At 64.7% G+C, this 26,291-nt stretch carries 28 protein-coding genes; 16 read left to right on the top strand and 12 right to left on the bottom strand.

Going from position 1 to position 26,291, the window contains the following annotated elements:
• The first annotated feature begins 118 nt into the window (after nt 1-118).
• The 8 genes from AC3A4H_RS05310 (at nt 119) to AC3A4H_RS05275 (ending at nt 8,632) form a co-directional block, all read left to right on the top strand.
• Nucleotides 119-301: a hypothetical protein gene (locus tag AC3A4H_RS05310; RefSeq protein ID WP_348779847.1), complete on the top strand. Its 183-nt coding sequence runs from the start codon at nt 119-121 to the stop codon at nt 299-301.
• A 216-nt stretch (nt 302-517) separates the two neighbouring features.
• Nucleotides 518-2,770, top strand: coding sequence for a transglycosylase domain-containing protein (locus AC3A4H_RS05305; RefSeq protein WP_487765731.1), 2,253 nt, complete (start codon nt 518-520; stop codon nt 2,768-2,770).
• An 80-nt stretch (nt 2,771-2,850) separates the two neighbouring features.
• Nucleotides 2,851-3,606, top strand: a complete 756-nt coding sequence (locus AC3A4H_RS05300) for an SDR family NAD(P)-dependent oxidoreductase (RefSeq protein WP_348779849.1) — start codon at nt 2,851-2,853, stop codon at nt 3,604-3,606.
• A gap of 290 nt (nt 3,607-3,896) precedes the next feature.
• Nucleotides 3,897-5,351 carry a siroheme synthase CysG gene (cysG, locus tag AC3A4H_RS05295; protein WP_487765900.1) on the top strand — a complete coding sequence of 485 codons (1,455 nt, stop codon included), beginning with the start codon at nt 3,897-3,899 and terminating at the stop codon, nt 5,349-5,351.
• Nucleotides 5,348-5,656 carry a DUF2849 domain-containing protein gene (locus tag AC3A4H_RS05290; protein ID WP_487765730.1) on the top strand — a complete coding sequence of 103 codons (309 nt, stop codon included), beginning with the start codon at nt 5,348-5,350 and terminating at the stop codon, nt 5,654-5,656. The genes cysG and AC3A4H_RS05290 overlap by 4 nt, the downstream gene beginning before the upstream one ends.
• 36 nt (nt 5,657-5,692) lie before the next feature.
• On the top strand, nt 5,693-7,363 hold the full coding sequence (locus AC3A4H_RS05285) for a nitrite/sulfite reductase (RefSeq protein WP_487765729.1): 1,671 nt from the start codon (nt 5,693-5,695) through the stop codon (nt 7,361-7,363).
• Nucleotides 7,338-8,090, top strand: a complete 753-nt coding sequence (locus AC3A4H_RS05280) for a phosphoadenylyl-sulfate reductase (RefSeq protein WP_487765728.1) — start codon at nt 7,338-7,340, stop codon at nt 8,088-8,090. Before AC3A4H_RS05285 ends, AC3A4H_RS05280 begins: the two co-directional genes overlap by 26 nt.
• A gap of 11 nt (nt 8,091-8,101) precedes the next feature.
• Nucleotides 8,102-8,632 (top strand): DUF934 domain-containing protein, encoded by a 531-nt coding sequence (locus tag AC3A4H_RS05275; RefSeq protein ID WP_487765727.1) that lies wholly within the window; start codon nt 8,102-8,104, stop codon nt 8,630-8,632.
• A 23-nt stretch (nt 8,633-8,655) separates the two neighbouring features.
• On the opposite strand, the gene AC3A4H_RS05270 is transcribed toward AC3A4H_RS05275, so the two are convergent.
• Nucleotides 8,656-8,784, bottom strand: coding sequence for a hypothetical protein (locus AC3A4H_RS05270; RefSeq protein WP_348779855.1), 129 nt, complete (start codon nt 8,782-8,784; stop codon nt 8,656-8,658).
• 315 nt (nt 8,785-9,099) lie between these two features.
• Between AC3A4H_RS05270 and grpE the strand changes: the two genes are divergently transcribed.
• Nucleotides 9,100-9,735, top strand: a complete 636-nt coding sequence (gene grpE, locus AC3A4H_RS05265; RefSeq protein ID WP_348779856.1) for a nucleotide exchange factor GrpE — start codon at nt 9,100-9,102, stop codon at nt 9,733-9,735.
• A 130-nt stretch (nt 9,736-9,865) separates the two neighbouring features.
• On the top strand, nt 9,866-10,498 hold the full coding sequence (locus AC3A4H_RS05260) for a trimeric intracellular cation channel family protein (RefSeq protein ID WP_487765726.1): 633 nt from the start codon (nt 9,866-9,868) through the stop codon (nt 10,496-10,498).
• A gap of 7 nt (nt 10,499-10,505) precedes the next feature.
• Here AC3A4H_RS05260 and olsB read toward each other — a convergent pair whose 3' ends face one another.
• The 11 genes from olsB to sppA all read right to left on the bottom strand — a co-directional run bounded on the left by olsB (nt 10,506) and on the right by sppA (nt 20,682).
• Nucleotides 10,506-11,357, bottom strand: coding sequence for a l-ornithine N(alpha)-acyltransferase (olsB, locus tag AC3A4H_RS05255; RefSeq protein WP_487765899.1), 852 nt, complete (start codon nt 11,355-11,357; stop codon nt 10,506-10,508).
• A 171-nt stretch (nt 11,358-11,528) separates the two neighbouring features.
• The gene (locus AC3A4H_RS05250) at nt 11,529-13,805 is read right to left on the bottom strand and encodes a hybrid sensor histidine kinase/response regulator (protein ID WP_487765725.1); all 2,277 of its coding nucleotides are present in this window, start codon (nt 13,803-13,805) and stop codon (nt 11,529-11,531) included.
• Between the two features lie 130 nt (nt 13,806-13,935).
• Nucleotides 13,936-14,925, bottom strand: a complete 990-nt coding sequence (acuI, locus tag AC3A4H_RS05245; protein ID WP_487765724.1) for an acrylyl-CoA reductase (NADPH) — start codon at nt 14,923-14,925, stop codon at nt 13,936-13,938.
• A gap of 61 nt (nt 14,926-14,986) precedes the next feature.
• The gene (gene lspA / locus AC3A4H_RS05240; RefSeq protein WP_487765723.1) at nt 14,987-15,475 is read right to left on the bottom strand and encodes a signal peptidase II; all 489 of its coding nucleotides are present in this window, start codon (nt 15,473-15,475) and stop codon (nt 14,987-14,989) included.
• Nucleotides 15,472-16,320 carry a TrmH family RNA methyltransferase gene (locus AC3A4H_RS05235; protein WP_487765722.1) on the bottom strand — a complete coding sequence of 283 codons (849 nt, stop codon included), beginning with the start codon at nt 16,318-16,320 and terminating at the stop codon, nt 15,472-15,474. Before AC3A4H_RS05235 ends, lspA begins: the two co-directional genes overlap by 4 nt.
• On the bottom strand, nt 16,317-17,390 hold the full coding sequence (locus tag AC3A4H_RS05230) for an RsmD family RNA methyltransferase (protein WP_487765721.1): 1,074 nt from the start codon (nt 17,388-17,390) through the stop codon (nt 16,317-16,319). Before AC3A4H_RS05230 ends, AC3A4H_RS05235 begins: the two co-directional genes overlap by 4 nt.
• A gap of 68 nt (nt 17,391-17,458) precedes the next feature.
• Nucleotides 17,459-17,959: a DUF1772 domain-containing protein gene (locus AC3A4H_RS05225; protein WP_487765720.1), complete on the bottom strand. Its 501-nt coding sequence runs from the start codon at nt 17,957-17,959 to the stop codon at nt 17,459-17,461.
• 31 nt (nt 17,960-17,990) lie between these two features.
• On the bottom strand, nt 17,991-18,959 hold the full coding sequence (gene lhpI, locus AC3A4H_RS05220) for a bifunctional Delta(1)-pyrroline-2-carboxylate/Delta(1)-piperideine-2-carboxylate reductase (RefSeq protein WP_487765719.1): 969 nt from the start codon (nt 18,957-18,959) through the stop codon (nt 17,991-17,993).
• 41 nt (nt 18,960-19,000) lie between these two features.
• Nucleotides 19,001-19,321, bottom strand: coding sequence for a LapA family protein (locus tag AC3A4H_RS05215; RefSeq protein WP_348779865.1), 321 nt, complete (start codon nt 19,319-19,321; stop codon nt 19,001-19,003).
• A gap of 45 nt (nt 19,322-19,366) precedes the next feature.
• Nucleotides 19,367-19,651, bottom strand: a complete 285-nt coding sequence (locus tag AC3A4H_RS05210) for an integration host factor subunit beta (RefSeq protein WP_348779866.1) — start codon at nt 19,649-19,651, stop codon at nt 19,367-19,369.
• A 77-nt stretch (nt 19,652-19,728) separates the two neighbouring features.
• A complete protein-coding gene (gene sppA, locus AC3A4H_RS05205; protein WP_348779867.1) occupies nt 19,729-20,682 on the bottom strand; it encodes a signal peptide peptidase SppA in 954 nt (317 codons plus the stop codon).
• A 381-nt stretch (nt 20,683-21,063) separates the two neighbouring features.
• Here sppA and lptC point away from each other — a divergent pair, with 381 nt between their 5' ends.
• From lptC to ptsN, 6 genes are all read left to right on the top strand, one after another.
• Nucleotides 21,064-21,795, top strand: a complete 732-nt coding sequence (gene lptC, locus AC3A4H_RS05200; protein ID WP_487765718.1) for an LPS export ABC transporter periplasmic protein LptC — start codon at nt 21,064-21,066, stop codon at nt 21,793-21,795.
• On the top strand, nt 21,782-22,369 hold the full coding sequence (locus AC3A4H_RS05195) for an LptA/OstA family protein (protein WP_487765717.1): 588 nt from the start codon (nt 21,782-21,784) through the stop codon (nt 22,367-22,369). The genes lptC and AC3A4H_RS05195 overlap by 14 nt, the downstream gene beginning before the upstream one ends.
• Entirely contained in the window at nt 22,369-23,184 is an 816-nt protein-coding gene (lptB, locus tag AC3A4H_RS05190; protein ID WP_348779869.1) for an LPS export ABC transporter ATP-binding protein, read from the top strand. Before AC3A4H_RS05195 ends, lptB begins: the two co-directional genes overlap by 1 nt.
• A gap of 159 nt (nt 23,185-23,343) precedes the next feature.
• On the top strand, nt 23,344-24,855 hold the full coding sequence (gene rpoN / locus AC3A4H_RS05185) for an RNA polymerase factor sigma-54 (protein WP_487765716.1): 1,512 nt from the start codon (nt 23,344-23,346) through the stop codon (nt 24,853-24,855).
• A gap of 241 nt (nt 24,856-25,096) precedes the next feature.
• Nucleotides 25,097-25,681 carry a ribosome hibernation-promoting factor, HPF/YfiA family gene (gene hpf, locus AC3A4H_RS05180; RefSeq protein WP_348779871.1) on the top strand — a complete coding sequence of 195 codons (585 nt, stop codon included), beginning with the start codon at nt 25,097-25,099 and terminating at the stop codon, nt 25,679-25,681.
• Nucleotides 25,682-25,747: 66 nt separating this feature from the next.
• Nucleotides 25,748-26,209 (top strand): PTS IIA-like nitrogen regulatory protein PtsN, encoded by a 462-nt coding sequence (gene ptsN / locus AC3A4H_RS05175; RefSeq protein WP_348779872.1) that lies wholly within the window; start codon nt 25,748-25,750, stop codon nt 26,207-26,209.
• The last annotated feature ends 82 nt before the right edge of the window (nt 26,210-26,291 follow it).

The following is a 26,291-nucleotide window of genomic DNA, read 5'->3' as shown; positions in this document are numbered from 1 at the left end:
TCTGAGTCGATTTGCTGCGGCGATCGACCTTGCTCTGGCGCCGAAAATCCTTCGGTGAAAACTTGCGCCGTATGTTTTTTTGAGCGATGATCAATTAACTGGGGGCTTGGAGGTGAGTATGGTTTTCCTCGCACTCTGGATAATCTGCGCGGGCGTTACGGTCGTTATTTCCTCGTCAAAAGGATATAATGCGTTCATCTGGTTTTTGATCGGGATTTTGCTTGGCCCGGTTGCTTTGTTGCTGTCTATATTTCTGCCCTTTTCCAAAAATTCACAGAACATCGGCAAGGGCATGCGCTGATCCACGCACGGCATTTGGCTGGCTGCAAAAGCTCGGGGGGATAACGTAACCCCGGCTCCTGTGGGAATCCATCGACCAGCATGAAGCAACAACGTGTTTGTCGGGCTGCAGCGCCATCTGCTGCCTGGTCAGAGCCTTGTTGCTTAAGGGCTCCTTAAATCGCCGCATTTTAGTGTCCACTCGACGCCCATAAGGCGTGGACGGGCAGCGGACGGCATGGCGAAAAGAGAGAGCAGGCGCATCGAACCTACCTTCGGCGGTCCCGTCGAAGGGGAGGACGAGTCGGGCCTGTCGGTCAGCGAGGACGATCGCGTCATTCCATCTTCGCGCCGTCGAAGGGAAAGCCCGCCGCGCCGCGCGGAACGGCGGGAGAGAGCCGAAGAAAGAGCGGAGCCGAAGCCCCGGAGAACGAAGACCAGGAAGCGCCGCGGGCTGTTCGGCGGCTTTGGGCGCATGATTTACTGGGGCTTCGTGCTGGCGATCTGGGCCGGCATCGCGGCCGCGGGCGTGCTTGTCTACTACGGCGCGCAAATGCCGAGCTCGACCACCTGGGCCATTCCCGACAGGCCGCCCAACGTCAAGATCGTGTCGGTCGACGGAAAGCTTCTCGCCAATCGGGGCATGACGGGCGGCGAAGCGGTCGGGCTGCACGAAATGTCGCCCTATATCCCGCAGGCGGTGATGGCGATCGAGGATCGCCGGTTCTATTCGCATTTCGGCTTCGATCCTCTCGGGCTTGCCCGGGCGCTGGTAGGGAACATTACGAGCGGCCGCATGGCGCAGGGCGGCTCGACGCTCACCCAGCAGCTGGCCAAGAACCTTTTCCTCAAGCCCGATCGCACGCTGGAGCGCAAGGTGCAGGAGGTGCTGCTGGCGCTCTGGCTCGAGCAGAAGCACACCAAGGACCAGATCCTCGAAATGTACCTCAACCGGGTCTATTTCGGCTCCGGCGCCTATGGCGTGGAAGCGGCTTCGCGCCGCTATTTCGGCAAGTCGGCCCGCGATGTCACCCTGGCGGAGGCTGCCCTTCTGGCCGGCCTGCTCAAGGCGCCGTCCCGGCTTTCGCCGGCGCGCGACCCGAAGGCGGCGGAAGCGCGCGCGCAGCTCGTTCTGGCGGCGATGCGCGACGAGAAGATGATCACCGACAAGGAGCTGACGGCGGCCATGAGCGCGCCAGCCACGCGCGCGGCAGCCTATTGGACCGGCTCGGAGCACTATGTCGCCGACCGCGTCATGGAAGAACTGCCGGGCCTGATCGGCGAGGTGCGCAGCGATATCATCGTCGACACCACAATCGACCTGACCCTGCAGAGTCTCGCAGAAAAATCGATCAGGCGGCTGATCGAGGAGAACGGCAAGAAGCTCGATGTCAGCCAGGGCGCGCTGGTATCGATCGACAATTCGGGCGCGGTGCGCGCCATGGTCGGCGGCTACGATTATGCCAACAGCCAGTTCGACCGCGCTTCCGAGGCGCGCCGCCAGCCGGGTTCGACCTTCAAGCCCTTCGTCTACCTCGCTGCGCTGGAGCAGGGCCGCACGCCCGACAGCGTCCGCAACGATGCGCCGATCAAGATCGGCAACTGGACGCCCAGCAACTACAACGGCAAGTATTATGGCAGGGTCACGCTGGCCACGGCACTGGCCAAGTCGCTGAATTCGGTCGCTGCCCAACTCGCCATGGAAGTCGGGCCCGAGGCCGTCATCGAGGTGGCGCGGCGGATGGGCATCGAATCGCAGATGCAGGCCAATGCATCACTCGCGCTCGGCACGTCGGAAGTCACCCCGCTGGAGCTGACGGCGGCCTATGTGCCGTTCGCCAACGGCGGCTACCGTCCGGAGGTCCACTTCATCCAGCGGGTAACCACCGCCTCGGGTGAAGTGCTGTACGAGAACACCGGCGGCAACACGCCGCGTGTCATCCGGCCCGAGATCGTGGGCATGATGAACGCCATGATGGCCGGCGCGGTGGAGGTCGGCACCGCCAGGAAGGCCGCGTTCAACTGGCCTTCGGCCGGCAAGACCGGAACCAGCCAGAATTCGCGCGACGCCTGGTTCGTCGGCTACACCGCCAACCTGACCACCGGCGTCTGGTTCGGCAATGACGATGGCAAGCCGATGAAGAAAGTGACCGGCGGCGCGCTGCCGGCGCAGGCCTGGCACGAATTCATGGTGGCCGCGCATGAGGGAGTGCCGGTTGCAGCACTGCCGGGGAGCTGGACATCGACCCCGCAGGACGAATGGGGCGACGACGGCGTGCCGGTGGCGGGCGATGGGGTCGCGGCGCCGACGGACCAGCTTCTGGAGGATGCGGCCAGGGCGATCGATGCGGCCGACCGCGACAGTGGCTTCGTGCCGATGCCGCGGGGGCCGACGACGTCGTCGATCGGGCGTCCGGTGCCGCCGGCCGATGTGGGCGGCCCGGCCGTGCGCCGCCAGGGCTCGATCCTCGATGTGATCCTCGGCAATTAGCGCGTGAGCCGGCGGCTGCGGCCAAACACCTCTCGCCAGCACGACCTCCTTCGTCTACATAGCGTGCGGGAGATCGCATCATGACCGCCGACACATCCGACGCAAGAAAGACCATCGTTTTGACCGGTGCCAGCCGCGGCATCGGGCACGCCACCGTCAAGCGTTTCTCGCGCGAGGGCTGGCGGGTCATCACCTGCTCGCGCCAGGACTTTGCCGAGAATTGCCCGTGGCCGGCCGGGCCGGAAGACCATATCAAGGTCGATCTCGCCGATCCGGAGGATGTCGGCCGCGCAGTCGCCGAAATCCGCCACAGGCTGCTCGACCAAGGCGGCAAGCTCCATGCGCTGGTCAACAATGCCGGCATCTCGCCGAAGCTCAAGGACGGCAGCCGGATGAACTCGCTGGAGACGCCGATGCATGTCTGGCGCGATGTCTTCCAGGTCAATTTCTTCGCGCCCATCATGCTGGCGCGGGGCCTGTTCAAGGAACTCGTGGCCGCGCAGGGCTCGATCGTGAACGTCACGTCCATCGCGGGCACGCGCGTCCACCCCTTTGCGGGCACCTCCTATGCCACGTCCAAGGCGGCGCTCGGCTCGCTGACCCGCGAGATGGCGCATGACTTCGGTCCGCATGGCATCCGCGTCAACGCCATCGCGCCCGGTGAGATCGACACTGCTATCCTGTCGCCCGGCACCGACAAGATCGTCGAGACGATCCCGTTGCGCCGCCTTGGCGCGACTTCGGAAGTGGCCGACATCATCTACTTCCTCTGCTCGGGCCAGGCGTCCTACGTGACCGGCTCGGAAATCCACATCAACGGCGGCCAGCACGTCTGACGTGCAGCCGCCCGGCATGGCGGCAACAGGCTGAAATTTCCCGAAGCGGTAAACATTCCGGGTGCGTCTCGCGGCGCGCCGACGCTTTTGCTGTGGCAGATATATCGCGAAAACAAAGGTGGCGATCGCTCCTCTGGGGCGTCTCTCGCGCAGGCAGGGATTATTTTTCCGCCCCCATTTGAACCTGCAGAAAAACGATTGCCTCGCCTGTTGGGCGGCGCGAGTGCATTTCTTCTGCTGTCCGGGGCTCGGGGCTACAAAACATGACGATAGCCGGAACCCTCTTCGCCATGACGCAGTCGCCCGCCAAGCTCAACGCCTTTCCCGTCTTCATGCGGGTCGAGGGGCAAGCTGTGGTCATCGTCGGCGGGGGCGATGAGGCTTTCGCCAAGGCGCGGCTGCTTGGCCAGTCGAGCGCCCGCATCGTGGTGCTTTCAGATCGGCTCGATCCCGAATTCGCGGCCTGGATCGAGGCCGGCAATGCGAACTATGCCGAGGCCGCCTACGATCCTGCCCGCCTTGAAGGTGCGGTTATGGTCTTCGCCGCCACCGGCGATGCGGTGCAGGATCGTATCGTTTCCGAAGACGCGCGCCGGCTGGGCATTCCCGTCAACGCCGTCGACCGGCCCGACCTGTGCGACTTCTTCACGCCGGCGCTGGTCAACCGTGCGCCGTTGGCTGTGGCGATCGGCACGGAAGGGGCAGGCCCGGTGCTGGCGCAGATGGTGCGCGCCAAGGTTGATCGGGTGCTGTCGCCCTCGCTCGGGTCGCTTGCTTCCCTTGCCGAAACCTTCCGCGACGCCGCCGAGGCTTTCCTGCCCAAGGGGGCCGCTCGCCGACGCTTCTGGCGCGAGTTTTTTGGCGGCGCGCCGGCGCGCGCAATGGAGCGCGGGGAACTAGGCGAAGCGCGCCGGGCAGCATCGGAATTGCTTGCGCAAGACGAACCGGCGCATGGCCATGTGGCGCTTGTGGGCGCGGGGCCGGGCGCCGAGGACCTGCTGACGCTGCGCGCCCACCGCCACCTCATGGAAGCGGATGTCATCGTCCACGACGCGCTGGTGCCCGAGGCGGTGATCGCCATGGGTCGGCGCGATGCCGAGCGGCTGCCCGTCGGCAAGCGCAAAGGCTGCCATTCCAAGTCGCAAGCGCAGATCAATGCGCTGCTGGTCAGCCTGGCGCGCGAAGGCAAGCGCGTGGTGAGGCTGAAGTCGGGCGACCCACTGGTGTTCGGCCGGGCCGGCGAGGAGATGCAGGCGCTGCGCGATGCCGGCATTTCCTACGAGGTCGTTCCCGGCGTTACCTCCGCCTTTGCCGCCGCGGCCGATTTTGAGCTGCCGCTGACCTTGCGCGGCGTCACCTCGTCGATGGTGTTCACCACCGGGCACGATCTCAAGGGCAAGTCGCTGCCGGACTGGGCAAAGCTCGCCATCTCGGGCGCGACCGTTGCGGTCTATATGGGCCGCTCCGTTGCGGCCGACGTCGCCTCGCGGCTGATCGCGGCGGGTCTTGCGCCCGACACGGCTGTCGCGGTGGTGGAAAACGCGAGCCTTGACGGACGCCGCAAGTTCCACGGCACGCTGGCCGACCTGCCCTCGCTGGAGACGCGCACCGATCTCACCGGCCCGGTCATGACCATCATCGGCGACGCCGTTGCCGGCGCCAATTTTACAGGCTCGGAGCCGCTGGCCCGGTCCATTCGCGCCAACAGGGCCGAAGCCCAGGATTTCAAGGAAAGCGTGGCATGAAGATACTGACCGCCAACCGCCTCACCGACGGCGAAGCTGTGTGGTTTTCGGCCGGCCATGTCTGGGCCGAGACGATCGTGGGCTCCGAGATCGCCGTCGACAAGGCTGGCGAGGAACGCCTCGAAGCCATCGGCAAGGCGGCGCTGGAGAACAACGAGGTTGTCGACGTCAACCTGATCGATGTGGAGCTCGTCGGTGGCGAGATCCGCCCGACGCGGCTGCGCGAGCAGATCCGCGCGGCCGGCCCGACCAACCGCATCGACCTGGGCAAGCAGGCCCGCCCCGACATTTCCCGCGCGGCGTGAAGATCAGGCCACACGGCCCATTGAGAGACGAAGACGATGTACCGTTACGACGAGTTCGACCATGATTTCGTGAAGGCCCGCGTCGCCGAGTTCAGCGACCAGGTCGAGCGGCGCCTTGCCGGCGAAATCACCGAGGACCAGTTCCGCCCGCTGCGGCTGATGAACGGCGTCTATCTGCAGCTGCACGCCTACATGCTGCGCGTGGCGATCCCCTATGGCACGCTGAATTCGCGCCAGCTGCGCATGCTGGCCCATATCGGCCGCAAATACGACAAGGGCTACGGCCACTTCACCACGCGCCAGAACATCCAGTTCAACTGGCCGGCGCTGTCGGACATTCCCGCGATCCTCGCCGATCTGGCGAGCGTCGAGATGCACGCGATCCAGACCTCGGGCAATTGCATCCGCAATGTCACCGCCGATCACTTCGCCGGCGCTGCCGCCGATGAGGTCGCGGACCCGCGCCCCTATGCCGAAATCCTGCGCCAGTGGTCGACCGTGCACCCGGAATTTTCCTACCTGCCGCGCAAGTTCAAGATCGCGGTGACCGGCGCCGAGCGCGACCGCGCCGCCATCCAGGTCCACGACATCGGCCTGCATCTGAAGAAGAACGCGGCCGGCGAGCTCGGCTTTGCCGTCTATGTCGGCGGCGGACAGGGCCGCACGCCGCTGATTGCCAAGAAGATCAGGGATTTCCTGCCGGAGGAGCACCTGCTCTCCTACACCACGGCGATCCTGCGCGTTTACAATCTCTACGGGCGTCGCGACAACAAGTACAAGGCGCGCATCAAGATCCTGGTGCATGAGACCGGCGTCGAAGAGCTAACCCGCCAGGTCGAGGCCGAATGGGAAGCGCTGAAGGACGGCGAGCTGAAGCTGCCGGAGGCCGATGTGCAGGCAATCGCTGCCTATTTCGCGCCGCCGGCGCTCGGCCCGCGTCCGGAGGGCGACGCGGCGGTCAAGACGGCGCGGCTCGACAGCAAGAGCTTCAGCGAATGGCTCGACCAGAACGTCATCACCCACAAGCATCCCGACTACGCCGCGGTGACGATCTCGCTGAAGGGTATTGGCGAAGCGCCCGGCGATGCCACCGACAGCCAGATGGAGGCCGTCGCCGACATCGCGGAAAAATATGCCTTCGACGAGCTGCGCGTCTCGCATGAGCAGAACCTGATCCTGCCCCATGTCGCGCGCGCCGACCTCAAGGCCGTCTATGACGCGCTGGTCGAGGTAGGCCTTGCGACGGCCAATGCCGGGCTGATCTCGGACATCATCGCCTGCCCGGGCCTCGACTACTGCGCGCTTGCCAATGCCCGCGCCATCCCCGTGGCGCAGGAGATTTCGCAGCGCTTCGCCTCGCTGGAGCGGCAGCGCGACATCGGCGAGCTGAAGCTGAAGATCTCCGGCTGCATCAATGCCTGCGGTCACCATCATGTCGGCCACATCGGCATTCTGGGCGTGGAGAAGAAGGGCGGCGAGCTTTATCAGGTGACCCTCGGCGGCTCGGCCGACGAGAACACCTCGATCGGCGAGATCGTCGGGCGCGGCTTTGCCCCGGACGAGATCACCGACGCGATCGAGACCGTGGTGGAGACCTATCTGAAGCTGCGCCTCGACCGTTCGGAAAAATTCATCGACGCCTATCGTCGTCTCGGTGCCGCGCCGTTCAAGGAGGCGCTCTATGGCAGCGAAGCCAAGGCCGCTTGACGCCGAAGCCGCGGCGCAGGCCGAGGCCGCCTCGCTGGAGGAGCGATATGGCGCCCGCGCGCCGATGGAAATCATCGAGCAGGCGGTGACCCGGTCCTTTGCTGGCGAGATCGCGGCGGTGTCTTCGTTCGGCGCCGATTCCGCGGTGCTGCTGCACATGATCGCCGAGGTCGACCGCTCCGTGCCGGTCGTGTTCCTCGACACCGGCAAGCATTTCGGCGAGACGCTGGACTACCGCGATGCGCTGGTCGCCGATTTCGGGCTGACCGATCTGCGCATCGTCACGCCGGAGCAGGCGGCCCTGGAGCGCGACGATGCCGACGGGAAGCTGCACCTCTCCGACGTCGATGCCTGCTGCGCGATCCGCAAGGTTGAGCCCATGGCGCGTGGCGTCGCGCCGTTTCGCGCTTGGTTCACCGGGCGCAAGCGCTTCCAGGCCGCAACGCGCCAGGCTCTGCCCGCCTTCGAGGCTGTGGGCCCGCGCGTGCGCATCAATCCCCTGGCGAGCTGGACCGCCGCCGATCTGGGCGATTACATGCGTGCTCATGGCCTGCGGGAGAACCCGCTGGTCGCCTATGGCTATCTGTCGATCGGCTGCTTCCCCTGCACCCGGGCAGTGAAGCCCGGCGAAGATGCCCGCAGCGGCCGCTGGGCCGGGCAGGGCAAGACTGAATGCGGTATCCATCTCTCCGGCCTCGACCGGTCGCTGAACAATTCGTCGCTTTAGGAAGTCCCCGAATGTCTGAAACCAACGCGCAATCGCGCCTCTGGACGCCTGAAGGTTTTCGCGAGGACGACTGGCAGCACGCCGACAGCGCCGAGGCGCTGTCGGGCAATGGCCGCTTCATCCTGCCGCTGCAGGCCTTCCTCGGTCTCGATCCGCAGGTACGCGAAGCCTACAAGGAGCGGCTCGGCGTGCTGCTCCAGCCCGGCGAGGCGGTGGATGCCATCGTGGATCTGCTGGACACGCTATCGCTTGTGGCGCTGGCCTTCCCGGCCTTCAGCGATGGCCGCAGCTTTTCGAAGGCCGAACTGCTGCGCCGGCGCCATGGCTTCACCGGTGCGTTGCGCGCCACGGGTCAGGTGCTGGTCGACCAGCTTCCGCACATGCTGCGGCTTGGTTTCGACGAATTCGAAGTTTCTCACCCGACATTGATCGCCCGTCTGGAGGCGGGACGTATCGGCGGCTTGCCGCTGCACTACCAGCCGTCGGCGAAGGCGGCGGAAACCGGCCTCAAATATTCCTGGCGTCGCAAAGCGGCCGGCTGAGGCGCTGTACAAGTCTCGCGGCCTCAGCCGCGCGGCCGCGCTTCCTTTCCCGGCTTTTCCAGGTGGTCCAGCTTGCCCAGAAGGTCGCGCATATTGCCGGGTATTTCTGGATCAGGCCTGAAGGCGGGCAAGGAGCGGACGAATCTTCGCATTGTCTCCGTGCCGATCTGTCGCCTGATCTCGGCCGCCAGAGCGTTGGATATCTTGTCTTTAACTCGGGCCATGGCCCCAAAACCTTATCGTTTCGCGCTGAAGAACTCCGTTGGCTTGAATTTGTTCCTCAAGCGTACAGTGTTGAACGATTCCAGACCGGTTTTGTGAATATTTAGTTAAATTGGACGGGTTGCGGCTTGGGCGCTCCAGTTCCGCCCCGACCGCTGTAAGCAGGGCTGCCTCTTGATTTTTCACCCCCGAACCTCGATATCGGGCGCAACTTTGCCATTCTTGAAGCAATGACGGGATATGCGATGAGCGACCAGGAAAAACACGAACGCGCACCCGAGGAGAACGAGGCTGTGCGGGCCGCCACGGAAGCGCAGGAAACCGGCCAGGAAAGCGACTATGAGGCGCTGGTGCGGTTGATGAAGGAAAACGAAGAGCTGAAGGACCGGGCTCTTCGCATTGCGGCCGACATGGAGAACCTGCGCCGCCGCACCGCTCGCGATGTGCAGGATGCGCGCGCCTATTCCATGGCCAATTTCGCCCGCGATATGCTGGGCGTTTCCGACAATCTGCGCCGCGCCATCGAGGCCGTGCCGGCCGAGGCACGTGCCGCCGGCGAGGCCGGTCTGCTGGCGCTGCTCGAGGGTGTCGAGATGACGGAGCGGTCGATGCTGCTCGCGCTCGAACGCCATGGCGTCAAGAAGCTGGATCCCGAGGGCTCCAAGTTCGACCCGCACTTCCACCAGGCCATGTTCGAGGTGCCCAATCCCGACATTCCGGCTGGCACGGTGGTGCAGGTGGTTCAGCCGGGCTATTCGATCGGCGAGCGCGTGCTGCGCCCGGCAATGGTGGGCGTTTCCGCCGGTGGCCCCAAGAACAACGCCGCCGAAGCGCCGGCCGAGCCCGGCCCCGTCAACCAGCAGGCTGAAAAGGACGCCTGACAGGCGCTACCGCCGCCGGATCGATCCCGGACATTGCGTGCAAGCGCGGGATCGACCATGGTAGCGGCGAGGGGAACGACGTCGGGCCGGCTGCGCTCGGCGTCCGTCGCTCCGCATTCGGGGCTGACGCATGACAGCACTACAGCTTCTCGATTATGCCGGCGTGGCGGTGTTTGCCGCCACCGGCGCGCTCGCCGCCTCACGCAAGCAGCTCGACATCATCGGCTTTCTGTTTCTGGCAAGCGTCACCGGCATCGGCGGCGGCACGTTTCGCGACCTCATTCTCGGCACGCCGGTGTTCTGGGTCCGCAATCCCAACTATGTGCTGGTCAGCGCGGCCATTGCCGCCATCGTGTTCTTCACCGCCCACCTCGTCGAGTCGCGCTACAAGCTGCTGCTGTGGCTCGATGCGCTGGGCATGTCGGCTTACTCGGTGATGGGGGCGGCAAAGGGGCTGGCCGTGACCGGCTCCTTCACGGTCGCCATCATCACCGGCATGCTCACCGCGACCTTCGGCGGTATTCTGCGCGATTTGCTGGGCGGCGAGCCTTCCGTTCTGCTGAGGCCCGAAATCTACGTGACGGCGGCGCTGGTCGGCGCAGGCGTGTTCATCCTTGCCGGACTATTGGGCACCCCGGCGACGGTGTCCGCCGTGGTTGCATTTCTGGCCGCCTTTCTGGTTCGCGGCGGCGCGCTGAAGTTCGGCTGGACGTTTCCCGCCTACAGGAGCCGGCCAGGCCGCCGGCCCGAGGATATCCCCTGAAGGGTTGTCAGGCGGCGAAACGCTGCGCGTCGCTGCCGTAGTAGTTGATGTAGCGGGCGTTGATTTCCTCGACCGGAAGGACAACGAAAACATCGACCGTATGGAAGTCCTCATCGACCACGCAGCCGTCGCCGATGCGGGCGCCCAGCCGCAGGTAGCCCTTGATGAGCGGCGGCATGGCCATGATGGCCGACTTCAGGTTGATGGCCTCGTTTGGCATCATGTCCATGTCGCAGTAGCGACCCGGCACTGCGCGCACTTCCCACGGACCGTTGGCGCGGCAGTTGTGCGCCAGATAGGACAGCGCTTCCGCATGGGCAGCCGGCACCGTGCCGTGGAAGGATGCGCAGCCCGCCATGACATCGATTCCGTAGCGGTGCACATAGGCCCAGATGCCCTGCCACAGCAGCTCGATGGTGCGCTTGGAGCGGTAGTCGGCCAGCACGCAGGAGCGGCCCAGCTCAAGGAAGCGGCGGCCGGGGTGGCGGCCCACGAGGCCCTTCAGTTCGAATTCGTCTTCCGAGTAGAAGCCGCCGGCGGCGATCGCGGCCTCCTGCCTGAGCAGCCGGTATGTGCCGACGATGCGCTTGTGCATGGGGCCGGGAAGGGCGCTGTCGATCACCAGCAGGTGGTCGCAGATGGCATCGAAGCGATCGGCGTCGCGGCGCTCCATCGCGTGGAGAGCGCTCTGCCTGGCGCCGAGTTCGTCATAAAACACCCGGTAGCGGATTTCCTGGGCCACGGCGATCTCGCCGGCATCGCGGGCCAGGCGCACTTCCAGCGTACCGATGCGGCCGAGAAGCTCGCTTTCGTATGCCGCGCCATCATGTGCGCCGGAGGGGCGGTGACGCTCGAGCATCGCGGTCTGCATGGCTAATTCTCCTTCGAGCTTGCTCACATGCAGCAGAATAAAAAGTCCGTGCAACAGAAGTGTGACTGTAGCTTGATCAGCATGGCCGGGCAAATTTGGGGCAGCAGATCGTTGGGCGTCCGGGCACTCGCCACCGTTGCGAAGCCGTCCCCGCTTCGATCAGCCTGCGGCCTGTTCCGCAACCGTTCGGACCAGCGCATCGGGATCGAGCGGCTTGGTCACGAAACCTGTCGCGCCATGCGCCAGCACAGTGTGCCGGGTTTTTTCCTGGCTGTCGGCCGAAAGAACCATGATCGGCACCGGTGCGGCAGTGGTTTCCTCCTCGTAACGGCGGATGGCGGCGATAGCGTCGAGACCGTCCATGATGGGCATGTGCAGGTCCATCAGCACGATATCGTAGCGCGTCGTGCCGCTGGTCACGGCTTCCACGGCGGCCCTGCCATTGCCGACCACGTCGACCCTGTGGCCGGCCTTGAGCAAGGTGACGCGGGCCAGCAGGGCGTTGATGTCGTTGTCCTCGGCGATCAGGATCGACAGTTCCGGTTCGTCCCCCTTCGACGGCTCGCTGCCTTTCGGGCGTGACGACACCGTGAGGGCCGAAGGCGCGGCCATTCCCGAAAGCAGAACGCGCAGCAGCGTTTCGCCGCGCACCGGGCGTGCCAGGAAGGTCGAATAGCCATTGCGCCGGAAATCGCCCAGCATGCCGCGCTCATTGGGGGCGATCACTATGATCGCTTCGCATGCAGTGAAACCTGCCCGGCGCAGGCGCTTCAGCATATCGCCGTCGGCATTTTCCAGCGTGGCATCGACCAGCAGCGTGTCGCACCCTTCGGAAAGCGTCGCGGCCTGCTCGGGCGTTTCCGCCACCTGCATCGTGCCGCCATGGGCCGCGATTGTGCGCGCGATCGCCTCGGCCTCGATCCTGTTGGCAGCCAGCATGACCGCGCGGCGGCCCGCAAGCGCCTCGCAGCGGCCATTGTCGCCCTGCACCGCCTCGGCAGCCGGGATGGTGAAGGAAAATTCAGAGCCTTTGCCTTGTTCGCTTGTGACCTCGATCTCGCCGCCCATCGAGCGCACGATGCCCCTGGATATGGCAAGTCCCAGTCCGGCGCCGCCATGCGCACGGGTCGAGGTGCTGTCGGCCTGCTCGAATTCGCCGAAGATGCGCTCCAGGTCGGTTTCGCCAAGCCCGGTGCCGGTGTCGGTGACGGCGAAGCGCAGCATGTCGGATTTTTCGCCCGGCACGATCGTGACACTGACCAGCACGCCGCCCTCGTCGGTGAATTTCACCGCATTGCCGATCAGGTTGAGAAGCACCTGCCGCACGCGGCCGGGATCTGCGGTGATGACCTGCGGCACGTCGGGCGAGACATGGCAGCCGAGGCCGATGCCCTTGGCGAAGGCGCGCGCGGCCAGCAGTTCCACCACGTTTTCCACGATCTCGCGCGGCGACATCGGCTGCGGCTCGGGCTCGAAGCGCCCCGCCTCGATCTTGGAATAGTCGAGCAGGTCCTCGATCAACGCCAGCAGCGCCCCCGCCGAGGTGGAAACGGCGCAGACATAGGTGCGTTGCTCGGGCGAAAGCGCGGTGTCGGCCAGCAGCGTGGCCATGCCGATGATGCCGTTCATCGGCGTGCGAATCTCGTGGCTCACCGTGGCAAGAAACCGCGACTTGGCCTGGCTGGCGTGTTCGGCGCGCTCACGCGCATGGATCAGTGCGGCCTCCGCACGCTTCCGGGCGGTGATGTCGCGGGCGATCGCGCGATGGGACACCGTGTCGCCCTCATTGTCGCGTACCGAAAGCTCGATCCACGAAAACCAGCGCGTTCCGCCCGGCGCGTTGATGGCAACGTCGGTGGAACTCAGGCATTCGCCGTTGGCAAAGGCTGCGTCCGGCACCAGGCCGATCTCGACGCCGAGATCGGCGAGCATGCGGCCCGAAATCTGCGCCCTGTCCAGCCCCACCAGATCGGCGAAGACCTTGTTGGCATAGACGATGCGGCCATCGCGGTCGCGATGGATGACGAGGTCGCCAAGCGCATCGATAAGGCCGTGGAAGCGCTCCTCGTTCTCCTGCAACTCCCACATGCGGTCGGCCAGAACCTCCATCCTGGCCTGTTCCTGCATTGCGTCGGGGGAGGCGCGCGCCGCGCTCTTGCCGGCATAATATGCGGCAGCGAGCGCCAGCCCGGCCGTACTGAACCCCAACAGCCCCAGGCTGACCACGCCGGGAGCGCCGGTCAGCCAGGCGATGACCGAACAGATGAGCGAGGAAAGGATGAGGGCGCCGCCAAGGCCAGTCGCCACGCGCTTCCTCGGCAGGTCGGGCGCCAGCGGCGGCGGCGTCAGTTGGCGGCGCGCCAAGCCGCGCGGCAACTGCTCGCGCAGGGCCGTTTCGCCTTGGTGCAGCTCGAAATCGATGGAATCGGTCTCCATGCCGCAACCATAAGGGCCAAGCCTTAGGGAAGCCTTGGAGTGAAAGTTCGAATTGTATCGGTCCGACGGAATAGCCCGGGATTTCTGTGGCTTAGAGCGTTTCGCCAGCCAGGATGAAACCCTCCGGCAGCTACATCTCGACGACGACGCGCCCCCTGATCTTGCCTTCGACAATGTCGTGGGCCGCCTGGATGATGTCGTCGAAGCCGATCCGGGTCGTGAGCTTTTCCAGCTTGGCGTGGTCGAGATCAGTGGCAAGGCGCTGCCAGGCCTCCAGGCGCAGTTCCTTTGGCGCCATGACCGAGTCGATGCCGAGCAGCGAAACGCCACGCAGGATGAACGGGGCGACACTGCCGGGCAGGTCCATGCCCTGGGCCAGGCCGCAGGCGGCGATCGCACCGCCATAGGAGGTCATCGACAGCACATTGGCCAGCGTGTGGCTGCCGACGGCATCGACGCCTCCCGCCCAGCGCTCCTTGTTGAGCGGCTTGGCGGGACCGGAAAGCTCTTCGCGGGCAATGATTTCGGCGGCACCAAGATCATGCAGGTAGCCGCTTTCCGCAGGCCGCCCGGTCGAAGCGATGACGTGGTAGCCTAGCTTGGACAGAAGCGCGACGGCCACGGAGCCGACGCCGCCGGCCGCGCCGGTGACGATCATGGGGCCGCGATCCGGCGTCAGGCCGTGGCGCTCCAGCGCCATCACCGACAGCATCGCCGTGTAACCGGCGGTGCCGATCGCCATCGCAGTTGCCGCGCTCATGCCCTCGGGCAGGGGAACCAGCCAGTCGCCCTTCACGCGCGCCCTGGCGGCATAGGCGCCGAGATGGGTCTCGCCCACGCCCCAGCCATTCAGGATAACCTTGTCGCCCTCTTTCCAATCTGGATGGGTGGAGGAGAGCACCGTGCCGGCGAAATCGACACCGGGAATCATGGGGAAGCGCCGCACCACAGGGGCCTTGCCGGTGATCGCCAGCCCGTCCTTGTAGTTGACGGTGGTCGCATCGACGGCGACCGTGACATCGCCCTCCATCAGGTCCGTTTCGGAAATCTCCGTCACGGCCACCGACTGGTTCTTGGCCTCGTCGCGGGTGATCAGGATGGCCCTGAAGGTGTCGGACATTGCGGGGCTCCGTGCAGCGCTGGTCGATTTGGACCGACTTTGCGACGTGCGCCCTGCAAAATCAATCGTGCGAGGCCGCCTTGCTGCGCCGCCAGCCGAACAGTTCTTCCAGCAGCACGAGGCCAGCGCCGACCGATATGAAAGCGTCGGCCAGATTGAAGATCGCGAACGACCAGACCGGCGTGTGGAAAAGGATATAGTCGATCACGTGGCCGTAGACGGCGCGGTCGATGAGATTGCCAATCGCGCCGCCGATGATCAGGGCGAAGCCGACCCGCGACAGCACCTGCCCGGGGCCGGTACGAAACGCCAGATAGAGCACGAAGGCGATGACCGCGAGCGAGACGAGGATAAGCCCCTTGTCGCCGATCGACGAGAACATCGAGAAGGCGACGCCGGTGTTGTAGGTGCGGTAAAGCGCCAGAAACGGCAGGATGTCGACCTTTTCATGCATGAAAAGCTCGGTTTCGACCAGCAGCTTGATCCACTGGTCTATGGCTATGGCGATAGCGGCAAGCAGGCCGTAAGGCAGCAACGATCTCCCGGTCACGCGCCGCCTCCCGCTTCAAGCTTCAGCGCGCCGCGCCGAATCTCGTAGAGCATGACGCCGGTGGCCACCGCCAGGTTGAGCGAGTCGGCGCGGCCGGCCTGCGGAATGCGCAGCAGCCGGTCGCAGGTTTCGGCCAGCGTGTCGGGAAGGCCCTGCTGCTCGTTGCCCATCATCAGCACGACCGGCTTTCCTGAGAAATCGACGGTGCGGTAGTCCACGGATCCTTTCAGATGCGTGCCGACGACGAGGCCGGGGAAATTCTTGCGCCAGGCCAGAAACGCCTCGGCCGTAGCCTTGGCTACGGGAACTGCGAAGATGGAGCCCATGGTGGCGCGCACGGTCTCCAGCGAAAACGGATCGGTGGTCTCGCCCACCAGGATAACGCCCTTGGCGCCCACCGCATCCACGGTGCGGATGACGGTGCCAAGATTGCCGGGGTCGCGCACGCGGTCGAGCGCCACCCAAACGTCACCATGCTTCGGCCGGATGTCCTTCAGCGGAAGGTAGCGCTGCGCGAACACGCCGACCACCATCTGCGGGTTGTCGCGCCGGGTGATGGAGGTCAGCACCTTTTCGGAGACTTCCAGAACCGTACCGCCGGCAGCCACCGTGCGGGCGGCCACCTTCTCGATGGTCGGGTTACCGAGACCGGCCTTGGCGAAGATCAACGTCTTGATCGACCAGCCGAGGTCGAGCGCGTCGATGACAAGCTTCAGACCCTCGGCCATGAAGGCGTTCTGCTGGTCGCGGAATTTCTTCAGCGCCAGCGCCTTGATGTCCTTGACCAGCGGATTGGCGAGGCTGGTGACTTCCTTCACCCGTCCGGGCGCGCGATGCTCGGTCATTTTGCCAGCCACCGTGAGAAAAGAGAGGTCGAAAGCGCCCGGCCGGCAGACTTTTCGCGGATGATGAGCTCGCCCGATTCCACTACCCCGCCCATACCGGCGAAGGTGTCGCGCATCAGCGCATGAATGGCGAAGAAGGAGGCGCGGATCGAATAGGCCGTCAGCACCACCGCAAGCGGCTTCGGTGTCAGGATCGAGCGGCAGATATCGGTCAGCGCCGGCAGGTCTTCGAACAGCTGCCACACCTCGCCCTTCGGCCCGCGCCCATAGGCCGGCGGGTCGAACAGGATGATGTCATAGGCATTGCCGCGCCGCTCCTCGCGCTCGGCGAATTTCATCGCGTCCTCGCAGATCCAGCGGATCGGCTTGTCGCCGAGGCCTGCCATGAGCTGGTTCTCGCGCGCCCAGCCGATGGCCTTTTTCGAGGCGTCGACATGGGTCACTTCCGCGCCGGCGCGGGCGGCCACAAGCGAAGCGAGGCCGGTATAGCCGAACAGGTTCAGCACCTTCACCGGGCGCCTGGCGTCGCGGATAAGTCCGGCCATGTGGTCCCAGTGCGAGGCCTGCTCGGGAAAAACGCCGACATGGCGGAAGGAGGTGAAGCGGCCGAGATAGTCGATGCCGTCATGGCGCATCGGCCATGTCTCGCCGAGCGGCGTTTTCGGAAAGCGCCAGCGGCCCATGCCTTCCTCGTCGGTGTCGCCGGTGAAGACGGCATCGACATTGTTCCACTCCCTGGCCGGCAGCGCGCGCTGCCAGATCGCCTGGCCCTCGGGGCGCACGATGCGATAGGGGCCGTATTGCTCCAGCTTCTCGCCGGCGCCGCTGTCGAGCAGGGCGTAATCGTCGTTCGGCGCGACTTCGAGGATGACCGGCAACCGTTCCGCGGGCAGGGCGCCTTCGCGGCGCACAAGCTTGCGCGCCGGCGCCTGGGGCTCGGGCGCGGCCTGTGGTTCGGTTTTTTCGGGGGCGCGGCGAGGTGCGGCCGGTCGTTCGCCGCGTGCTGCCGGCTGCGGCGTGCGATCGGGCTGCTGGCGCTTGTCGCGGCGTTTGTCACGCGAGGGTTTCATTCACACTCCAGATATGGCAGCCGCGCTTCTGCCACAGCCCACCCCGCGGCGCAACAAAAGTACGGCCTTCAGGCCGCGCGTGGATGCCGGGCGATAAACAGAAGCGCGACCATGAGCGCGACGAAGCCAGCAAGCTTGAACGCGGCCACAACCATATGCCCGGTTTCCCAGCGCAGGCGAACGGCATCGAAATTCTCGGGCAGGACGGCCCCTCTCGTCCATGTGGCGAGTTCGGCATTGGCGGGCGCCACCAGAGCGAACCACGCGCCAAGAGCAAGGGCATAGAGCGCCGCGGCCGACGCCGCAAAGCGTGAGGCTGGCCGGTCCCCTCGGAGAAGAAGGACCAGACACGCCGGCAGGACGATGGCAGCCAGGTCCAGCGGCGCGCCCACTGCGGCAAACAGCCAGAACTGGCGGTTGAATACCGTCGTTTCGCGCCACAGTTCGGCAGACCAGGCCATCAGCCGCGGCTCCGCCTCCAACACGTGGGCGAAGGAGGGTCCGAGGCTGAGCGCGGCGACCACCGCCGCAAGCAGCGAAAGATAGAAAGTGGCAGGAGGTATTCGCATCACGTTACCTCATGACCGCAGAGGCTTGCGACTAGCTCGACTTCGGCCGGCTTTCGTAAACCGCAATGCCGGCTGCCAGGTCTTCCAGCGCCGCACCCACCGACTTGAACAGCGTGATTTCCTCGGCGCTCCGGCGACCCTGCTTCTGGCCGCGAGCCAGTTCGTGCAAGTCGGCCACGATCTCCTCGGGCTTGAGAACGCCCGAAGCCAAAGGCTGGACAATGTCGCCGGCCTCCTTGGTCGCGCCGGCGCGGGTATCGACATAGACGCGGGCGCGGCGGATCGCGTCGTCATCGCTTTCGCGCATCTCGGGCGTGAAGGCGCCGACCAGGTCGAGATGCGTGCCCGCCTTGAGCAGCGCGCCCTTGATCAGGGGCGTGGTCGAAATGGTGGCGCAGGAGACGATGTCGGCTTCCGCGACTGCTGCGTCGAGGTCCTGCACCGCGGCGGCGTCGAAGCCCTTCGCGCGCAACTCGGCCGCGACGGCGTCCGCGTTGGCGTGGGTACGGTTCCAGATCCTGACCTGCGTGATCGGCCGCACCGCCGCATGTGCCTGGGCCAGGAACGGCGCCAGCGCGCCGGCGCCCACGATCAGCAGCCGCGAAGCGTCCTCGCGTGCGAGATAGCTGGCGGCCAGCGCGGAGGCGCAGGCCGTGCGCCATTGCGTAATGCGTTGCCCGTCGATCAGCGCCTGCGGTTCGCCCGTGGTGCCGTCGAGCAGCAGGTAGAGCCCCATGACCGCAGGCTTTCCGATCGTGTTGTTGTCGGGCGAAACCGTCACGATCTTCACGCCGATATGGCCGTTGCCGCTGACGCCGGCACTGAAATCGCTCCAGGCGGGCATCAGCAGTAGCGTGGTGGCTGCGCCTGTCGGTCGCTCGACCGCATGGTGATGTCGAACCGGCTGGATCGCGCCCTCGCGAAAGGCCTGTCTCAGCGTATCGACAAGTCCCGGAAAGGTCAGGGCCTTGTCGACCTCGGCGGCCGAAATCATCTGCATAGCTGCACCTCGTCGATCGAGCAGGCCGTGGCCCGCGGGTTTCAGGCGGCCGGAAGGCCGGTCCTGTCGGCCCGATGGTGGGACGTATCCTCGCCCCGGATCTGCAATTCCTGTCCGCGCAACCGCGCCAGCTTGCGGTAGCGCCCCTGCTTGAACCAGGTGACGATCGCGCCAACGACCATGCCCAGCGCCAGAGCGGCAAACAGCAGCACGAAAAGCGGTGCCTGCATGGTCAGGCCGGGGTTGCCGGGGTTGAACGGGTCCAGCGTGAAGGCCACCGGTGCGCGGTTCGCCACCGCCAGCGCGATCAGGACGACGGCGAGCGGCACGAAGAGCACGATGATCAGGAAGCGATTGAGCATGTCTTATTCCAATCAGGCCGGCACGTTCGGAGTGCGCACGCGCACCTACTTGCTGGCGTTCAGCCTTTCGCGAAGCTCCTTGCCGGTCTTGAAGAAGGGAACCCACTTCTCTTCCACCTCGACCGAGTCGCCGGTGCGGGGGTTGCGGCCCATGCGCGCCGGACGGTTCTTCACCGAGAAGGCTCCGAAGCCGCGCAGTTCAACGCGATTGCCCTCGGCCAGAGCATCCGTGATCTCGTCGAAAATCGCGTTCACGATATTTTCGACGTCTCGCAAAAACAGATGCGGATTGCGAGAGGCAATGATCTGCACAAGTTCGGATTTGATCATGAGCGCGGTCCCCGCCTATGGTTTGCTGAAATTGTATGCGGATGATTTTATTCGCTTTTACGCCGTCCGGCCAAGCTTCAAGGGTGCCAGAGCGATACGAGACCGTCAAGGAACAAGCGCTCGGCGCCGATCTTGCGGATGATGTCGTCGCCAGGGTTGGGCACGCCAAGGGCGCGGCTCACGGCCTGGCCGAGCGAGCTGTCGAGCAACAGGCTTGCGCCGCTTCGGGTCGGCTTCCACTCGATGACCTTGAGCTTCTTGTCCACGCCCTTGGACGACAGCCATTGCACCGCCTCGTGCTCGCCGCCGAGCTCGTCCACCAGCTTCTTCTCCAGCGCCTGCCTGCCGGTGAAGACCGAACCGTCGGCGAGAGCCATCACCTGCTCGTGCGTAAGGGGCCGGCGTTCCTGCACAAGGCCGATGAACCAGTTGTAGCTGTCCAGGATCATCGAGCGGATCATGGCGCGGGCCTCGTCCGAGGTCGGCTTGAACGGCGAGGGCTCGGCCTTGAGCGGCGAGGACTTGATCTCTTCCAGCTTCACGCCGAGCTTGTCCATCAGGCCGCTGATGTCGGGATATTGCACCAGAACGCCGATCGAACCGACGATCGAGGTCTGGCGCGCCACGATATGTTCCGTGGCGCTGGCGACCATGTAGCCGGCCGAAGCCGCGAGCGCGCCCACCTGGGCCACCACCGGCTTCTCATCGGCGATCCTGCGCACCGCGTCGAAGATCGCTTCGCCGCCCGCGGTGGTCCCGCCCGGCGAATCGATGGACAGGATCACGCCTTTCACCGATTTCGATTTGCGGATCTTCTCGAGGCGCTGGAGCAGTTCGTCGCTTTCAACGATCGTGCCCTCGATCTTCACCTTGGCGATGTGATTGGTTGCGGTGCCCAGTTCGTCGCCGTAAAGCCACGTCGACGCGGCTGCGATGCCGATGGCGGCGATCAGGAGGGCGGCAACGCGCCAGAAGGTAAGCTTGCGCCGCAGATGGCGCCGGTCGATCATGTCGTCAGCTCTCATTACCATACTGCCCCGTTGTCTCTGGCCTATCGGCTTCTAGTCCATGCAGGTGGCCGCCGCTACCCTTTCATCGCGCCGTCGTTCCCGCCTGGCAAGCCGTACAGCGCGCATGGCTCGCATCTTTACCCAAATGTAACCATATTGGCGTGTAACCTGCGGGGCCGCAGGTGGTTCCGCGCCCGACATATGGGATGATGAATCGAGTTGCCGCAGTGTATTCGGTTCATGTCGAGCAACTCTGCCCAAATACAGCCTGTCGGCCTTTCGCCGCGGGCGGAAAAGATTTAAATGTAGAGCCACAATTTCGTGGCTTTTTATCGTTTGGTCCTGCCCCCGCGCGGATTTGGACTATTCGCGACGACAACTGAAGCCGGAGTCACAGCCGGCATGGAAGGCAGAATATTGGCGCGACCGATTGAAACGACCAGCGGCCACCCCAAATCGGCCGGCCCGTCGACAGCCGCAAACGCGCAGCTTGGGGCCGCGTTCGAGCGTGCGCGCCGGCATTCGCTTCGCGTGCGCTGGCTGAAAGGTGCGCTGCCAATTCTTGCGGTGCTGATGGCGCTCGGCTTCGTCGGCTATTCATATGTGGTGAAGCCGGCGGCCGTGGCCATCTCCACCGATGGCTCCGCCTATTCCGACGGCAAGCTCGTGATGGCAAACCCGAAGCTTGACGGGTTCACCAAGGACAACCGGCCATACAAGGTCACCGCGTCGCGGGCGATCCAGGATTTCAAGAACGAAGGAATCGTCGAGTTGGAGGGTATCGCCGCCCAATTGCCGATCGATGCCGACAACTGGGCCCTGGTTGACGCGCCGCGCGGCGTCTATGATCGCGACAAGAATACGCTCGACATCACGAGCGCCGTGACGATCAAGACCGGCAACGGCATGTCGGTGAAGCTGAAGTCGGCCCATCTGGACATGGGCAAGGGCGGGATGAAGACTGACGATCCGGTAGATATTCAGCTCACAGGCGCCAAGATTACCTCGGATTCGATGACGATCCTTGAAAACGGTAAGGTTTTGGTGTTCGAGAAGCGTGTACGCATGAACATCGACCCCAGCCGTGTGAAGGCTGAACAGGACGCGAGCGGAGACCAGTATGTGGTTCAGTGATGTGCGGCTGCCGCTTCGCGCGGCTTTGGGACTGGCGCTCCTGGCAATGGCGCCGGCACAGGCTGTTGCGGAGAACAGCAGGATGCAGAGCGCGCTGACCGGCCTCAGCCTCTCGGGCAAGGAGCCGATCCAGATCGAGAGCGACAAGCTCGAAGTCCGCGAGGCGGACAACGTCGCTGTCTTCAGCGGCAATGTGACGGTGGTCCAGGGGCCGACCCTGCTCAAGGCCGGCAAGATGACGGTCTACTACGTCAAGGGCGGCGACGGATCGGCCGCCACCGGATCGGCCAACATCGACCGGCTGGAGGTAGACGACAAGGTTTACGTGAAGTCGAACACGCAGGTTGCCACCGGCGACCGCGGCACCTTCGACATGAAGACCGAAGTGCTGGTGCTTTCCGGCAAGGAAGTGGTCCTGTCCGAAGGCACCAATGTTCTCGTCGGCTGCAAGCTGACCGTGCAGATGCAGTCCGGCCAGGCGCAGGTCGAAGGCTGCAAGAAGGGTGAGGCGGGCAGTGGCCGCGTCATGATGTCGATCACGCCCGGTTCGGTGTCCGGAAGCCAGAACCAGTAATGCAGCAGAGCACCTCGCTAATGTCGCGCCTTTCCGGGCGCCTTCGGTCGTCTCCCGCGGCGCCTGCCGTGCGAAAGGATACGGCCGGCCTCAAAGGCACGCTGATCGCCAAGGGACTGACCAAGGCCTACAAGGGCCGCACTGTCGTCAACGGCGTTTCGCTGGGCGTGCGCGCCGGCGAGGCGGTAGGGCTTCTGGGGCCCAACGGCGCGGGAAAGACCACCTGTTTCTACATGGTCACGGGTCTGGTGCCGGTCGACAAGGGTTCGATCGAGATCGATGGTTTCGACGTTTCGTCCATGCCCATGTATCGCCGAGCGCGCCTGGGTGTCGGCTACCTGCCGCAGGAAGCCTCGATCTTTCGCGGCTTGAGCGTAGAAAACAATATCCGCGCGGTGCTGGAAGTGGTGGAAAAGAGCCGCAAGGAGCGTGAGCGCAGCCTCGACGCCCTGCTCGACGAATTCCACATCACGCATCTGCGCAAGTCGCCGGCGATTGCCTTGTCGGGCGGCGAGCGGCGGCGGCTTGAGATCGCGCGGGCGCTGGCCAGCCGTCCGAATTACATGCTGCTGGACGAGCCTTTCGCGGGCGTGGACCCGATCGCCGTGTCCGACATCCAGCAACTGGTCCGGCATCTGACCAAGCGCGGCATCGGGGTGCTGATCACCGACCACAATGTGCGTGAGACGCTGGGCCTCATCGACCGTGCCTATATCATCCACGCCGGTGAAATCCTGAAGCACGGCTCGGCCGCCGACATCGTTGCCGATCAGGACGTGCGCAGGCTCTATCTGGGCGAAGGATTTACGCTCTAGGCCCATTTCCGAGCCTATGGCGCGACAGGCTTCCGCGCCGGAAAATGGCGCCGTCGTTACATTTATTGTAAGCCTTCCGTGGCACCCTCTGCCTTGACAAGCAAAGGACGTGCCAGTTTCAATGACTGGCAGACAAAGGCGGACAAGAGTTCAAGGGTGATGGCACTCGGGGCCAAATTGCAGCTTCGGCAGTCGCAGTCGTTGACGATGACGCCGCAGCTCATGCAGTCGATCCGGCTGCTGCAGATGACCCATCTCGAACTCGAGCGGTTCGTGGAAGAAGAGATCGAGCGCAACCCTCTTCTCGAGTGGGCGGGGCCGCATGACACCGCCGGCGAATTGGCCGAGCCGCCGGAGGTTGCGCTTCCGCAGCAGGACCAGGGCGACGAGCACACGCTGTTGAGCGCGGAAGCCATTTCGCAGCAGATGGACACCTCGCTGGAAAACGTGTTTCCCGACGATCCGGGCGTTGCAGACAGGCTGGGGCCCGACCTTGCGGCGCAGTGGAAGTCGGCTGGTGGCGGCGCGGAGACATCTGCAACCGATTTCGACTTCGAGGACGTACTGCCTGCAGTGGTCACGCTGCGCGATCACGTCGAGGAGCAGATTGCCTTCGCATTCCTGGACCCCAGCGCTCGCCTTGTCGCGCGCGATCTGGCCGATGCGCTCGATGAGGCCGGCTATATGCGCGGCGATCTCGAGGAGATCGCCGTCAGGCTCGGGCTGGAGCCGCGCGCGGTGCTGGAGGTGCTGAAAGCCTGCCAGGGCTTTGAACCCGCCGGCATCTTCGCGCGTGACCTTGCCGAGTGTCTCGGATTGCAGCTTGCCCGCCGCGACCGCTTCGATCCGGCGATGCAGGCCCTGGTGGGTAACCTGGAGCTGCTTGCCCGACGCGATTTTCAAAGCCTTAAAAAGCTCTGCGGCGTCGACGAGGAAGACCTGGTCGAGATGATGGCCGAGATCCGCCATCTCGACCCGCGACCCGGCATGGCCTATTCGGGCGGGCGCATCGAAACCATCGTGCCCGACGTCGAGGTGCGTGCCGCAAGCGACGGCAGCTGGAGCGTGGAGCTCAATCCCGATGCGCTCCCGCGGGTGCTTGTCGACAACGTCTATTACGCCAGGGTCGCCAAGTCGGCGAAAAGCCAGGGCGAGAAGGATTTCCTGACCGAGTGCCACCAGAACGCCAGCTGGCTGACGCGCAGTCTCGACCAGCGGGCTCGGACCATCCTCAAGGTCGCGTCCGAGATCGTGCGCCAGCAGGATGCCTTTCTGGTGCGTGGCATCAGGCACCTTCGTCCGCTCAATCTGCGCACCGTGGCCGAGGCGATCGGCATGCATGAATCGACCGTCAGCCGGGTTACCGCCAACAAATACATGCTCACGCCGCGCGGGGTTTTCGAGCTGCGCTTTTTCTTCACCGCCGCCATCGCTTCGGTCGGCGAGGGCGATGCACATTCGGCCGAGGCGGTGCGAGACCGCATCCGGCAGCTCGTCTCAGACGAGGCGCCGGCGGCTGTTCTTTCCGACGATCAGATTGTGGAAATCCTGCAGCGTGGCGGCATCGACATAGCCAGGCGCACGGTGGCCAAGTATCGGGAAAGCATGAATATTCCTTCCTCGGTCCAGCGTCGCCGCGAGAAGCGCGCACTGGCTGCTGCCGGGCGCTAGCAAGGGCCCCACATGCCCGCAAACCTGCGCCTTGATTGACAAGTACCGGCGAAGTGACTAGAAGCCCGCCGGCAAGAGCGGGCGGTTGCCCAGGAGAAAGAAGCTCCGTCTGGAGACGGCTTGTGATCAAGCGGATAGTTCAGGCTTAAATTCGGCGCGGTATCGCCGCGAACCTTGTATGCGCCGGCCACGGGTATAAACTCGAACAAAGTTGAAGTCTGAGCAAGAAGGCGGTTTTCGGATGACTCTACGCATCTCGGGAAAGCACATGGACGTCGGCGATGCATTCCGCGCGCGGATCCAGGAGCGCATCGGCGATGCCATTGGCAAGTATTTCGACGGCGGTTTTTCCGGGCAGATAACAGTTGTGAAATCTGCCGCGCGCTTCTCGGCCGATTGCCTGGTCCGGCTTCATTCGGGTGTGTCGCTGCAGGCCGCGGGCGAGGCCCAGGAGCCGGTCGCAGCCTTCGAGGCAGCCGCCGAGCGCCTGGAAAAACGCCTGCGCCGCTACAAGAGGCGGCTGAAGTCGCACTATCCGGGCACAGTCAACGGCAACCCGGTCGACATTGCCTACGCGGTGGTGGCGCCGCTCGCCGAAGACGAGGAGGAGCTGCCGGAGGACTACGCTCCGGCAATCGTCGCCGAATCGACCATGGTCCTGAAGACCATGTCGGTTGCGTCGGCGGTGATCGAGCTCGACACCAAGGACACTCCGGTTTTCGTGTTTCGCAATGCTGGGAACGAGCAGATCAATATCGTCTACAGGAGGCCTGACGGCAATATCGGGTGGATTGACCCTTCGACGACGAAAATCGCGCAGGGATAAACAAGGTCTTCTGACCGAAGTACCGGATTGGGGTTCGGCCGATCGGTCAGGGAAAGGATATTGGGCATGGATCTGAGCGATCTGATCGAGGTGCAGGCGATCATGCCGACCTTGAAGGCGAATTCCAAGAAACAGCTTCTGCAATTGCTCGCGGAGCGGGCGGCGGCCATTACCGGCCTCACGGAGCGGGAAGTGTTCGACACCATCCTGCAGCGCGAGCGCCTGGGGTCGACCGGGGTGGGCAACGGTATCGCCATTCCCCACGGCAAGCTTGCCGGGGTAAAGCGCATCACGGGTGTTTTCGCCCGGCTGGAGGCCCCGGTTGAATTCGAGGCACTCGACGACCAGCCGGTCGACCTGGTGTTTCTGCTTCTGGCGCCGGAAGGCGCCGGCGCCGATCACCTGAAGGCGCTGTCGCGCATCGCGCGGGTGCTGCGCGACCCCGACACGGTGGCCAAGATTCGCGGCACGCGCGATGCTTCGGCCATCCATGCGCTGCTGGCCGACAAGCAGGCGCACGCGGCCTGAAGGAATTGATCGGGAAGGGTTCTAACGCGTCGGGCGGCCTGCGGGCCGCCCTTCGTTTTTCCGATTGGTGGTTTCGAGACTG

This window comes from Pseudaminobacter sp. Soil_N_29, assembly GCF_057656055.1.
Note: the sequence above shows the minus strand (reverse complement) of the source record. Positions and strands in the feature narration are given on the sequence as shown.